Origin of the sequence: Benzoatithermus flavus (genome assembly GCF_037908215.1) — a bacterium.
Taxonomy (GTDB): domain Bacteria; phylum Pseudomonadota; class Alphaproteobacteria; order Geminicoccales; family Geminicoccaceae; genus Benzoatithermus; species Benzoatithermus flavus.
Genome location: NZ_JBBLZC010000017.1, coordinates 59360 through 72194, shown reverse-complemented (window position 1 = coordinate 72194; position 12835 = coordinate 59360). Strand labels below are relative to the sequence as shown.

The window sequence follows — 12835 nt, the reverse complement described above, 5'->3', positions numbered from 1 at the left end:
GGCCCGAGATCGTCTCAGTTGCTCGAGGAAGAGGCCGACGAGCTGCTGGTCGAGCTCGACCAGCCGCCCGACACCTTGCTCGTCGTGCTGGTCGAGGTCCTGGTGTTCTGCCCCAGCGCCTCGGCCTGGCCGATGCCGAGGGAGAGCGAGCGCTCGTTGAAGGAGGTCGAGAGCGCGCCCGAAGCCGACCTGTGGCTGCCGGTCTGGGCCGTGGTGCTCGTCACCGCCCCGGAGAGCCTGCCGCCGCTGGCGCTCGCCTTGGCATTGGAGCTGGCGCTGTGCTTCTGGCCGGCATCGGCCATGCCGACGAAGCCGAGACCGACGACAAGAGAGACGGCAACGATCTTGAAGATACGCATGAGCGTTTCCCGTATTGTCTCCACTCCGTCAAATGACGGCTGGAGTGTTCGCCTTGGACTTCTTCCTTTTACGGAAAATTTACGAATGTGTTTGGGGCAGAGCGAATTGGCTGTACGCAAGTACAGTCACGCAATACATAAGATGGTACGAGATCGACCGGAGACTGGCCTCGTGGATCGCCTCAGGCCGGGAGCGGAGCAGCAGCGTGCAGCGGATGCAGGTGGAACGTACCGAGAGGCCGTAGCATCCTATGCCATAGGGCGCGAGCGCTCCTCGTCCGCGCCGGCCTCGGCCTTTCTCGGCGCGGAAAGGCCCGGCATTTCAGATGCCCGGCACGCCGGTTGCTCGGGTCTTGTCGGTTTCTTTTCCGACTAGGCGTGACCTGCTGCCGGATGGGCTCCATCCGGCAGTTTTTTTGTTTTCCGAGCCATCGTCCGAAGCACCGGGCGCGCGCCTCCTCCAGCCGGGCAGGGTCCGATCGCACGCGATGTTCGGAGAGGCGTTCCCGACCCGCTCGAGAACGGTATCGGCCCGCCCATCCTTCGGAACGTGGCCGCACGCGCCGGGCCATCGCGGCGGCACGGCCGATTTCCGGAAAGGAGCTCGCAATCGTCGTCGCCGCCTGCATCGCGAAACGCGAATCGGCGCAGCCTTCCCGCTCGCCTCCGCAGCATCGGTGGACGTGGGTGGTGCCGGGCGACCTGGCACGCCGGTTGCGTATGCCTGTCGTGTCGTTTCCAACTTTGAGGCGTGACTTGCTGCCGGGTGGCTCCCCGCCCGGCAGTTTCTTCTTGCCTCACACGGCGAGCGGCGTGAGATCGACCGGCGGCAGCGCCTCGAGCGGACCCACGGCGGCGAGCGTCAGGCCCTTGCCGGCGAGAAGGCGTCGGCCGAGGCGGCGGATGGCATCGGTGTCGACCGCATCGATCCGGGCCACGATCTCCTCGCTCGGGATCCGCCGGCCGAAGCACAGGAGCTGGCGGGCATTGTCCTCGCAGACGGCGGAGCAGCTCTCAAGGCCCATGAACAGGCTGGCCTTGAGCTGGGCGCGGGCGCGGACGAGCTCGTCCTCGCGCGGCTCCTCGATCAGGGATCGGGTCTCGTCGGCCACCACCGCGAGCAGCTCCTCGACGTCCTCGGGATCGGTCCCGGCATAGACGCCGAGCGTGCCGGTGTCGGCATAGGCCGAGGCGAAGGAGAAGATCGAATAGCACAAGCCCCGCTCCTCGCGCGCCTCCTGGAACAGGCGCGAGGACATGCCGCCGCCCAAGGCCGTCGAGAGGACCTGGAGCGCGAAATGGTCGGGATCGTGGTAGGCCACGCCCTCGAGGCCGAGACAGACATGAACCTGCTCGAGGTCGGGGCGGCGCTCGATCCGGCTGCCGCCCTGGTAGCGGGCGGCAGGAGCCGGCGTACCGGCGGTCGCGGGCAGATCGCGGAAGAGGCGGGAGGCGAGCTCGACCAGATGGTCGTGGTCCACCTTGCCGGCGGCGGAGAGCACCATGCGCGCGGGCCCGTAATGACGGGCCATGTAGTCGATCAGGGCCTCGCGCGGCATGGTCGCGACGATCGCTTCCGGCCCCAGGATGGAGCGGCCCATCGGCTGGTCAGGATAGGCGGCCTCCTGGAGGAGGTCGAAGACGAGATCGTCCGGCGTGTCCCTGACCTGGCCGATCTCCTGGAGAACGACGTGGCGCTCCTTCTCGAGCTCGGCCGGATCGAAGGTCGAGCGCTGCAGGATGTCGGCGATGATGTCGGCCGCGAGCGCCACGTCCGAGCCCAGGATGCGGGCATAGTAGGCGGTGTGCTCGCGCGAGGTGTAGGCGTTGAGGCTGCCGCCCACGCGCTCGATCTCCTCGGCGATGGCGCGCGCCGAGCGGGTCCTCGTCCCCTTGAAGGCCATGTGCTCGAGGAGATGGGCGACACCGTTGACCTCGGCCGGCTCGTAGCGGGTGCCGACATCGACCCAGACACCCAGCGCGGCGGTCTCGAGGCGGGGCATGAGCTCGCTCACGACGCGCAGGCCGTTGTCGAGCTTGGTGATCCGGTAGAGATCGCTCATGCGGCTCCGAATTGCTGGCACACGGCCGTCTCGACCGCGTGCAGGTCGTTGTCGAGGGAAACGCAGCGCTCGGGCCGGGTCATCAGGTCGGCATAGCGCGCCGGCAGATCCGGGACGATGCCGGTGGCGGCCCGGACGGCGTCGGGAAACTTGGCGGGATGCGCCGTGGCGAGGCTCACCATCGGCACACCGGGCAAGGGCCGGTGCCGGACTGCGACGGCGAGCGCCACGGCGGTGTGCGGATCGACCAGCTCGCCCGTCGCATGCAGCGTCGCGGCGATGGTCTCGGCGACGGTACCCTGGTCGGCAGTGCCACCCGCGAACAGGTGGGCGACCTCGCCCAGCGTCTCGAGCGCGAAGGCACCGCTCTGGGCGAAGGCCTGCATGCGGGCACGGGTGCGCGCCGTGTCGCCGCCTTCGAGCTCGAGCAGCAGGCGCTCGAAGTTGCTCGCGACCTGGATGTCCATGGACGGGCTGGTCGTGGGCACCACCGTGCCGCGCTCGTAGCGGCGGTGCTGGAAGAAGCGGGCGAGGATGTCGTTCTCGTTGGTGGCGACGACGAGCTTCGCCACCGGCAGGCCGATCGCGGCCGCGACCCGGCCGGCATAGACGTTGCCGAAATTGCCGGTCGGAACCGTGAAGGCGACCGGCCGGTCGGGAGCGCCGAGACGCAGGGCCGCCCAGACATAGTAGACCACCTGCGCCACGACCCGGGCCCAGTTGATCGAGTTCACGGCCGAGAGCCGCATCCGCTGGCGGAAGGCGGCGTCGTTGAACATCGCCTTCACGAGGTCCTGGCAGTCGTCGAAGGTGCCACGCAGCGCGATGTTGAGGACGTTGTCGGCCCGCACCGTCGTCATCTGCCGGCGCTGCACCGGGGAGATGCGCCCTTCCGGGTGCAGCATGGCGATGCGGATCTGCCGCTTGCCGGCGAAGGCATGCACGGCTGCCGCCCCGGTATCGCCCGAGGTGGCACCGACGATGGTGAGCTGCTGCCCGCGTCGGCTCAGGACCTCGTCGAACATGACGGCGAGGAGCTGCATCGCGAAGTCCTTGAAGGCCAGGGTCGGCCCATGGAACAGCTCGAGCAGCCAGTCGTCGCCGGCGAGGTGGCGCAAGGGTGCCGTGGCGGCGTGGTCGAAGGAGGCATAGGCCTTGCGGGCGAGCCCGAGCAGCTCGTCGTGGCCGAAGCAGCCTTCGGTGAAAGGTGCGAGCAGCCGGGCGGCGAGGCTCGGGTAGTCGAGGCCGCGCATGGCGCGCAGCTCGTCGGCGCCGAAGGTCGGCCAGATCTCGGGCACGAACAGGCCGCCATCCTCGGCGAGGCCGGCCAGGAGCACGTCCTCGAAGCTGCGCCGCCCGGCCTGCCCGCGGGTGCTGATGTAGGTGATCATCCTCGTCTCTCTCGGGCTCGCCAGGGTCTTAGGCGGAAGGGGCCGCGGGCTCAAGGGCGCGCAGGGATGCAGCCGGCGCCGGGATGCATCGTGCCCCATGGGGCGGGTGCACGATGCAGGTGCGATGCGGACCGCCATCGGTACCGACGACGTGTCGATATGGCAGCCGCCAGCGGCCACAGGCTCGCGCGCCGAGAAGGCCGCGGTGGAGGAGGCCCCCGAGCTGCTGGTGCGGCTGAAAGGTCGGCCGGATGCGAGCCTGCTTGCGCCGGAACCGCGGAACCGACACTGCACGGTGGCAAGGTCGGTCGCGGCTCGCGATACCAGGCATCCGGGCATCTCGCCCGGCGCCGCTCGGCCGTGGTGCACCTGGCCGAAGCCGGCGGCAGCACGCCCGAGAGCGCGAGCATCACCGGCCACGCGATCGAGGAGACGCAGCGGATTCTCGACACCTACTGGGTCGCGACCCGCCGCCAGGCCAAGGCGGCGATCACGAAGCTGGAGCGGGCGGTGAAGAAAGCGTCCGAACAGCTAGCTGCCGCTGCCGGCTTTCTGGCCGGCAAACATGCCAGTATAGGCCGCCTGGGGCGTGCCCATCGTCATCTCGAAAATCAGCTGACAGATCTTCATCCCCTCGTCGAGGATGATCTCGTGCTCGGCGAAGTTGGACATCTCGAGCTGGATCTGGCCGCGAAACCCGGCGGGATCGTAGGCGCGGTGATATGGATCCCGACGCCCAGGCGGGCGATCGAGCTCTTCCCTTCGACCCGGGCAGCGATCCTGGAGCGGATCGGCAGCTCGACGGTCTCCCGGGTCCAGGCGAGAAGGAACGACTTCGGCTTCAGGTGGTACTGTCGGATCGTCACCTTCTCCTGCAGGTGGCTGATCGACGTGTACTTGAAGCCGGGCGCACCTGGTTGGATGGGCATGCCGGGAGTGTTCTTCCAGCGCAGCCCATCCGCGGCCAAGGTGAGGTCGACACTGGTCGAGCTGTAGACCGTGGGATCCGGGCGAGGGCTGATGACGATCTGACCACTCTCGATCGCCAGCTGGATCTCTCTATCCGTAAGGATCATGCGCTACCCCGCCCGTTCGCCTGTTACTCGACGTCGGAAGCGGGCACCCAAATTCGCCAGTTTCCGGAAGTGGATTCCTGCGGCAGCTCGACCAGATAGGAGCCCTCGCGCTCGAGCACGCCGCCAACCTCGATCGTGTCGTCCGCGATCTGCTGTTATGGACAATGACCTCCTCGTCGACCCCCTCGGCCGTGCGGATCGTCACCACGGCCTCGGATGGCCCAGGCCCTTCCACTCGATCGGTGTATCTCACATGTTCCTACCCCCTTGGCGAGGTTGGTTGTGGTTTCGTTCTTTGATGTCGCGCAGCCTACAACGGCAGCCCGCCACATGCTGTTCCAAAAAGCGGCTGGCGATCAATAGCCCATGGCTAGGAAGGCGCAAGAGTCCGCGCGCGATCCTGTCACAGGCGAAACCCTTGGAAAGATTGGCTGGGGCGGTAGGATTCGAACCTACGAATGGCGGATCCAAAGTCCGCTGCCTTACCGCTTGGCGACGCCCCAACAGACGGATGGCGAGGAACTTAAGGTGCGGCGGGCGCCGAGGCAACCGTCTCGGAAAGGACCGTCACCGGGTCGCCCGGCCGGAGGCCCAGGTGAGCAGCGGCGCTGCCGCCATCGAGCGCCAGCTCCACGAGACCGCTGCTGTTCTCGTACCAGAACGGCCGGCCGCGCGGAGCCTCGCAGAAGGTGCGGGCGAAGCCGATCACGGCACCTCCCGCCCGAAGAACGGCGGAGCGCGGCAGGCCGGCGGCGCGCAGACCCGTCGGCGCGTTGCCGTAGCGGTCGACGTAGACGACGGCCGGCAGGTCGTCGGGCCAGCGCGGGAAACGGGTCGGGACGGCCGGGGTCAGGTCGTGCCGCTCGCCGCGGGCGAGGCGCGCGGCCACGGGCGCGAACAGGTCCCGGCCGTGGAAGCTCGCCGAGAGCCGCTCCGGGCGCCAGGCGATGCGCCAGGTCTCGGCCCGGCCGGCGCGGCGCAGCGCCGGCTCGAACAGGCCGTTGTCGGGGCCGACGAGCCAGCGATCGTCGATGCGGCAGGCGAGCGGGGCGCGGCTGCCGCCCACGCCGGGATCGACCACGGCGAGGACGACGTCGCCGGGCAGGACGCTGCGCTCGAGCAGCGCCGCGAGGAGATAGGCGGCGAGATCCGACCGGAAAGCCGGCGCGTCGGCCATCAGGTTGACGACCGGGACCTCGGGCGCCATGCGCCGCAGCACGGCGGTCGTCTCGCCGAGATAGGGGCCTTCGAGCCCGAAGTCGGTAAACAGCAGGATCATGCGCCGCCTCCACTGCGGCAGGCCACGACCCACCAGTCCGGCCGCGCCGCGGCGAGCCGGGCGGCGGCCGTGCGCGCCGCTGCCGCATCGGGAAAGATCCCGAAGCAGGTAGGACCGCTGCCCGACATGCGGGCGAGCCGGCAGGCGGGATCGGACACGAGAGCTGCCAGCACCTCGCCGATCGCCGGCAGAAGTGTCCGGGCCGGCGCCTCGAGATCGTTGCGCGTACCCGCGAGCCGCTCCACCAGCGCCTCCGGCGTGCGCGGGAGAGCCGAAGGCTCGTCGCGCTCGGAGGGCCGCTCGAGGCGCAGAGCGCCGAACACGGCCGCCGTGGCGAGCGGCCGGCGTGGGTTGACCAGGACGAGATCGAGCGCCGGCAGGTTCGGCAAAGGCTCGAGCCGCTCGCCGATGCCACGCATGCGGCTAGGCGTGCCCGCGAGGCAGACCGGAACGTCGGCGCCGAGCGCGAGCCCGAGGGCGGCGAGCGTCCGGTCGTCGAGGGAGAGATTCCAGAGCCGGCGCAAGCCGCGGAGCGTCGCGGCGGCATCGGCCGAGCCGCCTCCGATCCCGGCCGCGACCGGCAGCCGCTTCACGAGCCCGATCCGGGCGTTGCCCTCGACCCCGGTCCGCTCCGCCAGAAGGCGCGCCGCACGCAGCACGATGTTGGCCTCGCCCGTCGGCAGCTCGGCCGCGAACGGACCTGCCACCTCGAGCTGCAGCAGCGGGGCCGGGGCGAAACGTAGCTCGTCGGCGGGATCGGCGAACACGACGAGGCTGTCGAGCTCGTGGTAGCCGTCGGGCCGCCGGCCGGTGACCAGCAGGTCGAGGTTGAGCTTCGCGGGCGCCCGCTCCCGGAGAACCGGCTCAGCCGCGCTTCGCGGCCGCATCGGGCAGGCCCTTCTGGAGCTTTTCCTGGATCTGCGCCAGCACATCGGGCTCAGGCTTGAAGGTGACCGCCCGCTCCCACTGGAAGCGGGCCTCGCGGGTGCGCCCGACCCGCCAGTAGGCATCGCCCAGATGATCGTTGATCACGGCGTCGCCCGGCTCGAGCTCGACCGCGCGCTCGAGATAGGTCACGGCCTTGTCGTACTCGCCCAGGCGATAATAGGCCCAGCCCAGGCTGTCGACGATGTAGCCGTCCTCGGGCCTGAGATCGACCGCCTTGTGCAGCATCTCCTTGGCCCGGTCGAGATTGGTGCCCTGATCGACCCAGCTATAGCCGAGATAGTTGAGGACGAAGGGCTGGTCGGGCTCCAGCTCGAGCGCTTCGAGCAGGTCGGCTTCGGCCTCGGGCCAGCGCTTCGTGCGCTCGAAGCAGATGCCGCGCGCGTAGAACAGCCGCCAATGGCGCTTCTCGGGCTTGCCGATGCGCTGGATCGCACGGGTGTAGGCGTCGGCGGCCTCGGCGAAGCGTTCCTTGCTGCGCAGGTAGTCGCCGAGGGCGATCAGCGAATCGCTGCGCTCGGGGGCCTCGTCGGCCATGGTCTGCAGAAGGCGGATCGCCTCCTCGCCGCGATCCAGACTCTGGAGCGCACGGGCACGGGTGAGGCCGGCCTGCCAGCCCAGCGGACCGTCGGCCCGGATGTGATCGAGGGCGCGCAGCGCCTCGGCGGCATTGTCCTGCTGGAGGGCCGTGTTGGCGATGAGAAGCCAGCCCTCGCCGTCGTCGGGGGTCAGGAAGGTGGCGAGCCGCGCGAACAGCAGCGCCTGGGTGTGGCCTTCCTGCTCGGCCAGCGCCTCGGCGATGCCGGAGAGCGCATCGCTCATGCCGCTGGGCGGTCCCTGGATGGCGGCGACGTCGGGGCGGCCGCTGCGGATCGCCTGCTCCAGCCAGGCGAGCTGCGGGTCGTCCGGCTCGGCCGCGCGTGCCTGCGCTATGAGCTGCAGGGCGGCATCGCGGCCATCGGCGGCCTGCGCGAGCCGAGCCGCGGCGCGGACGAGGCGCACCGGCGCCGTCGCGAGCTCGGGAAACGCTTCGCGCAAGGCCGCGAGGCCTTCGCGCGGCTTCCCCGACAGGCCCAGCATCATGGCGCGGTGATAGATCCGGAGCCGGTCGAGTCCGCCGTGCGGGCCGCCCGCGCTCAAGGCCACGAGGGCCTGGTCGCGCTGGCCCGCGCCGAAGCGGGCCCAAGCGAGGAGGATCGGCTGCACGGTGCCGGCGAGCCCGCCGCCGACGGCCTCGAGCCGGCGGGTAGCGCCCGCGTAATCGCCACGCCGGACGTCGTCGAGGGCCAGGAACAGCATCGCGTCCTGCGCCCCCTTGTCCAGCGCGGTCAGCTCGCGACCGACGGTGACGGCCCGCTCGAACTGGCCGTCCACCACGAGCAGCGCGAACACCTGCCGCCGCAGCTCGACATTGTCGGGGTCGGCGAGCAGCGCCCGCTCGAGGCTCTGCGCGGCCCGGTGCAGATCGCCGCTCTCGAGCGCGAACCGGCCGACGAGATAGCTGCCGGCCGCGGTCTCGTCGCCTCCGCCAGGTGCCGCCGCGGCGGCGGGGGTGAGCCCGAGACGCCAGACGCCGCTCTCGTCGATGCCGCAGGCGGCGAGAAAGAGCGTGGCGGTCGCGGACAGCAGGACGGATCGCATCCGCGTGCGGACGTGCCGCGGTCGGCTGGAGCGGGAAGCGGGGCACGGAGCGGGTTTCAAGCGCGGCTGCATCCTGTCGCTGATCGGCGAGAAGCTTGACGGCGGCGTGCGATCGGGTCAAACAGGCTCGAACGTTCGGTGGCCCGCTCATGAGGCGAGCCGGCCGAATCAGGTATTTCCGGAGCCATCCTCATGCTCAAGACGTCGAAGAGCAAGAACGACCCGACGGCGCGCGGCCCCGCCCAGCAGGCCAAGGTGTTCGAAGGCAAGAAAATCAAGCCGGTCCTGTATGTCGGTACCGCGATCGGCCATGGCCGTTACATAGCGGCGCAAGACGAGAGCGGCAAGCTGATCTTGGACCGTGCCGGCAAGCCGATTCCGTACCGCCTGATCTGATGAACGAGAACGGCGCATGAGCCGCCGAGGACGGTGAGTTTCATGCGCCGCAGGCAAGGGTTCTGCGAGGCAGCCCGAAGCGGTGCACGCGAATCGCTGCTTCGAGTTCGACCGGCCCTCCCCTTTCATCCCAGCCACGAGAGGTTCAACCAGTCCTTCGGCTAGCCCAACTCGCCCGGATCACCCGCCACGGGGCAAGGGTGCATGGCGCGCGTTACGAGGTGCGCGATGCGGGCAGGGGCAGGACTTCAACGATCCGCCCGAGAGCGTCTCAAGTTCGCCGACATGCAGGAACAGCCACCGATTCCCACTGCCCACGACCTCGACGGCGTGCGACGCGGTGTAGCGGCCTGGGCCGATTGGTACGTCCGGATGGGCGTGCTGGACGGCCTGGGCGAGATCGGTACGAGTCGCTACGGCGCCGCCGAGAGCGCAGCTTCCGCCCCGGTCGGGATTCGAGAGCCGTCGGCTCCCCTTCCATCCCTGTCCGTCCCTGTCCGCCCCGGAGCCGCTGCACGGGGTGGCGCGGCGCCGCGCGAAGGCCGCGACCGGATCGCCCATGCGCGCGCCGTCGCAGCGGCCTGCGGCTCGCTCGCGGCGCTCGAGGCGGCGCTCGACCGGTTCGACGGCTGCGCGCTCAAGGAGACGGCCACCCGCCTGTGCTTCGCCGACGGCGACCCGAACAGTCCCTTGATGCTGATCGGCGAGGCGCCAGGTGCGGAGGAGGACCGGCAGGGCAAGCCGTTCGTCGGGCCGAGCGGCCAGCTTCTCGAACGGATGCTGGCCGCCATCGGGCTCGAGCGGAGCCGGGTCTGGATCACCAACATCATCTTCTGGCGCCCACCCGGCAACCGTCCGCCGACCACCACCGAGGTCGCGATCTGCCAGCCGTTCCTCGAGCGGCAGATCGAGCTGCTCCGGCCCAGGCTGATCCTGTTCCTGGGCGGCAGCGCCGCGCGGGCGCTGCTCGAGGTCGACGACGGCGTCACCAAGCTGCGTGGACGCCGCTTCACCTACCGGCCACCCGGCAGCCAGACGCCGGTGCCCGCCTTCGTCACCTTTCATCCGGCGTATCTGCTGCGACAGCCGCTGCACAAGCGGCTGGTCTGGCGCGACATGCTGAGCCTGCAGCAGGAGCTGGAACGGTTGCCGCCCGAGCGCTGACCGGAGAAAGCCGCGCATAAGGAAGAAAAGGAGCAGGAATCGAAAAAAGAGCGGACGACAAGAAAAACCGACGACCGAGGCTGCAACTTCAGAAACGGGAACGATGAGAACAGGTGGTAGGACAGGCTCAGCTTCTTCATGCTGGTTGTTCTTGCTCGCTGGTCTGAGCGTCTTCACGCTTCAGGCCGATCCGGGTAGCGCGCAGGAAGCCGGGGTCCGGGTCGCTCGCCTGACCCCCGAGACGGAAGCACCCGAGCCGCTCGGGCCGCTGCCACGGCCGTTGGCCTTCGCCGACATGGTCCGCTACCGGCAGATCTTCTCGCTGCAGCACGAGGCCAAGTGGGCAGAGGCCGACCGGCTGATCGCGCGGCTCGACAACGATCTCCTTCTGGGCCACGTGCTCGCGGAGCGCTATCTGCACCCGACATACCGCTCGAGCTACGCCGAGCTGGCGGCGTGGCTGGACCGGTATGCCGACCTGCCGCAGGCCGAGCGCATCTATCGTCTGGCGCTCAGCCGGAAGCCCGCCAAGGCAGCGCCGCCACCGGAGCCTGCCCGTATCTCGACCGGGTCTTTCGACCAGCAGGCGAACGGTGTCGGCGAGCCGGCGCGCCCGCGCGAGCTCTGGCGGAAGGGCCTCTCCGCCTGGCGCACCGGCTCGATCGAAGCTGCCGCCGAGCATTTCGCCCGGCTCGCCGGCAGCGAGGGTCTCACCGGGGAGGATCTGGCCGGAGCCGCGTTCTGGGCAGCCCGTGCCAGCCTGCGCGCCCGCCAGCCGCAGAACGTCGCCCGCTTTCTCCGGCTCGCTGCACGCGGCAGCGACGGCTTCTACGGTCTCCTCGCGCAGAAGATGCTGGACGAGAGCATCGACTTCGACTGGCACGAGGAGGAGGTCAAGGAGAGCATGCTCGAGACGCTCCTGCGCTTTCCGGCCGCGGAGCGTGCGATCGCGCTCGGCCATGTCGGCGAGCGCGACCTCGCCGACGACGAGATCCGCAGGCTTGCCGGCCGGGGGCGGCCGGATCTGGCGCCCGGCCTCATGGCGCTCGCAATGGAGCTCGAGCTGCCCTCGGCGCAGATACGTCTCGCCGATCAGTTGCGCCGCCTCGACGGCCGCCGCCACGACGGCGCGTTCTTCCCGCTCCCGCGCTGGCAGCCGGCCGGCGGCTACAAGCTCGATCCCAACCTGGTCTTCGCCATCATCCGCGCCGAGAGCGGCTTCGATCCCGAGGCCAGGAGTCCGCGGGGCGCGCTGGGGCTGATGCAGGTGATGCCCGACACGGGCCGGCTGATCGCGAGGAGCATGAAACTCGCCTACAACGGCGACGACTGGCTCCTGCATCCGCCCAACAACATGGCGGTGGGACAGGCTTGGCTGAAGCAGCTCGCGCGCACCAGGACGGTGGGCAACAGCCTCGTCCATCTCGTCGCCGCCTACAATGCCGGCGAGAGCCGGCTCGCGGGCTGGCTCGACCGGGAGCTGAAGGACACCCGGCAGGACCCGCTGCTCTTCATCGAAAGCATACCGCTCGCCGAGACGCGGAGCTACATCAAGCGGGTGCTGGCCAATCTCTGGGCCTACCAGGCCCGCGCGGGCCAGCCGATTCCCTCGCTCCAGGCCCTGGCCGAGAACCGGTGGCCGGAGGTGATGCCGGTCGGCAGAACCGATGCGGATGCCAAGGAAAGCAGGCGCCATGCCCGGGCGAATTGACGAGACCATCCCGTTCCAGCCGCTCAACATCGCGGTGCTGACGATCTCCGACACGCGGCGGCTCGAGGACGACCGTTCCGGCGACACGCTGGTCCAGCGGATCGCGGCCGCGGGCCACAAGCTCGCCGCACGCACGATCGTCAGGGACGATGCCGAGGCCATCGCGGCCCAGCTCCAATGCTGGGTCGAGGATCCGGGCATCGAGGTGGTGATCACCACGGGTGGCACCGGTGTGACCGGCCGGGACGTGACGCCCGAGGCCCTGGAGCGGGTCGCCGAGAAGCGCATTCCCGGCTTCGGCGAGCTGTTCCGCATGCTGAGCTACGCCAAGATCGGCACCTCCTGCCTGCAGTCGCGCGCCGATGCCGGTGTGGCCAAGGGCACTTACATTTTCTGCCTGCCGGGCTCGCCGGGTGCCTGCCGCGACGGCTGGGACGACATCCTCCGCTATCAGCTCGACATCCGCCACAAGCCCTGCAACTTCGCCGAGCTCATGCCGCGCCTGCGCGAGCACGAGGAGCTGCCGGGCTGAGCCGCGGACGGCTCTCTTCTGCGCACCTTCTTCACCGGCGACACCCGTTTCGGCCACGGCGGCGCGCTCGGCCTGTTCCGCCGTCCCTTCCCTTCGGTCGCCGCCATGGACGAGGCGCTGGTCCGGCGCTGGAACGAGACGGTGGCGCCTGCGGACGTGGTCTGGCATCGCGGGCGACTTCGGGGTCCGGATCGGGCCGGAGCGTGCCGCCGCCCTGCTCCGGCAGCTCAACGGCTCGAAGCATCTGATCGCCGGCAACAACGACACGGCCGCGGTGC

The 12835-nt window shown here is 69.7% G+C and carries 10 protein-coding genes, 1 tRNA gene and 1 pseudogene; 5 read left to right on the top strand and 7 right to left on the bottom strand.

All coding sequences use genetic code 11. The annotated features are described in order from the left end of the window. The first annotated feature begins 18 nt into the window (after nt 1–18). A complete protein-coding gene (locus U1T56_RS16420) occupies nt 19–735 on the top strand; it encodes a hypothetical protein (RefSeq protein ID WP_418160565.1) in 717 nt (238 codons plus the stop codon). 421 nt (nt 736–1156) lie between these two features. Here the strand turns inward: U1T56_RS16420 and U1T56_RS16415 are convergent, their stop codons facing one another. The 7 genes and pseudogenes from U1T56_RS16415 to U1T56_RS16385 all read right to left on the bottom strand — a co-directional run bounded on the left by U1T56_RS16415 (nt 1157) and on the right by U1T56_RS16385 (nt 8754). Then, complete coding sequence (locus tag U1T56_RS16415) at nt 1157–2422, bottom strand: M16 family metallopeptidase (RefSeq protein WP_418160564.1); 1266 nt, start codon at nt 2420–2422, stop codon at nt 1157–1159. Next, nucleotides 2419–3810, bottom strand: a complete 1392-nt coding sequence (gene thrC, locus U1T56_RS16410) for a threonine synthase (RefSeq protein WP_418160599.1) — start codon at nt 3808–3810, stop codon at nt 2419–2421. Before thrC ends, U1T56_RS16415 begins: the two co-directional genes overlap by 4 nt. A gap of 534 nt (nt 3811–4344) precedes the next feature. Then, nucleotides 4345–4889: pseudogene (gene dcd, locus U1T56_RS16405) on the bottom strand (dCTP deaminase). 428 nt (nt 4890–5317) lie between these two features. Further along, nucleotides 5318–5392 (bottom strand) — tRNA-Gln (locus U1T56_RS16400). A gap of 20 nt (nt 5393–5412) precedes the next feature. Continuing rightward, a complete protein-coding gene (locus U1T56_RS16395) occupies nt 5413–6168 on the bottom strand; it encodes an SAM hydrolase/SAM-dependent halogenase family protein (RefSeq protein WP_418160563.1) in 756 nt (251 codons plus the stop codon). Next, on the bottom strand, nt 6165–7055 hold the full coding sequence (locus U1T56_RS16390) for a 4-(cytidine 5'-diphospho)-2-C-methyl-D-erythritol kinase (protein ID WP_418160562.1): 891 nt from the start codon (nt 7053–7055) through the stop codon (nt 6165–6167). Before U1T56_RS16390 ends, U1T56_RS16395 begins: the two co-directional genes overlap by 4 nt. Beyond that, a complete protein-coding gene (locus tag U1T56_RS16385) occupies nt 7033–8754 on the bottom strand; it encodes a tetratricopeptide repeat protein (protein ID WP_418160561.1) in 1722 nt (573 codons plus the stop codon). The genes U1T56_RS16390 and U1T56_RS16385 overlap by 23 nt, the downstream gene beginning before the upstream one ends. Before the next feature lie 192 nt (nt 8755–8946). On the opposite strand from U1T56_RS16385, the gene U1T56_RS16380 reads away from it, so the two are divergent. The 4 genes from U1T56_RS16380 to moaB all read left to right on the top strand — a co-directional run bounded on the left by U1T56_RS16380 (nt 8947) and on the right by moaB (nt 12557). Next, entirely contained in the window at nt 8947–9150 is a 204-nt protein-coding gene (locus U1T56_RS16380) for a hypothetical protein (RefSeq protein ID WP_418160560.1), read from the top strand. A 285-nt stretch (nt 9151–9435) separates the two neighbouring features. Beyond that, nucleotides 9436–10314, top strand: a complete 879-nt coding sequence (locus U1T56_RS16375; RefSeq protein ID WP_418160559.1) for a uracil-DNA glycosylase — start codon at nt 9436–9438, stop codon at nt 10312–10314. Nucleotides 10315–10465: 151 nt separating this feature from the next. After that, nucleotides 10466–12025 carry a lytic transglycosylase domain-containing protein gene (locus U1T56_RS16370; protein WP_418160558.1) on the top strand — a complete coding sequence of 520 codons (1560 nt, stop codon included), beginning with the start codon at nt 10466–10468 and terminating at the stop codon, nt 12023–12025. Beyond that, the gene (gene moaB / locus U1T56_RS16365) at nt 12009–12557 is read left to right on the top strand and encodes a molybdenum cofactor biosynthesis protein B (protein WP_418160557.1); all 549 of its coding nucleotides are present in this window, start codon (nt 12009–12011) and stop codon (nt 12555–12557) included. The genes U1T56_RS16370 and moaB overlap by 17 nt, the downstream gene beginning before the upstream one ends. Nucleotides 12558–12835: the final 278 nt, after the last annotated feature.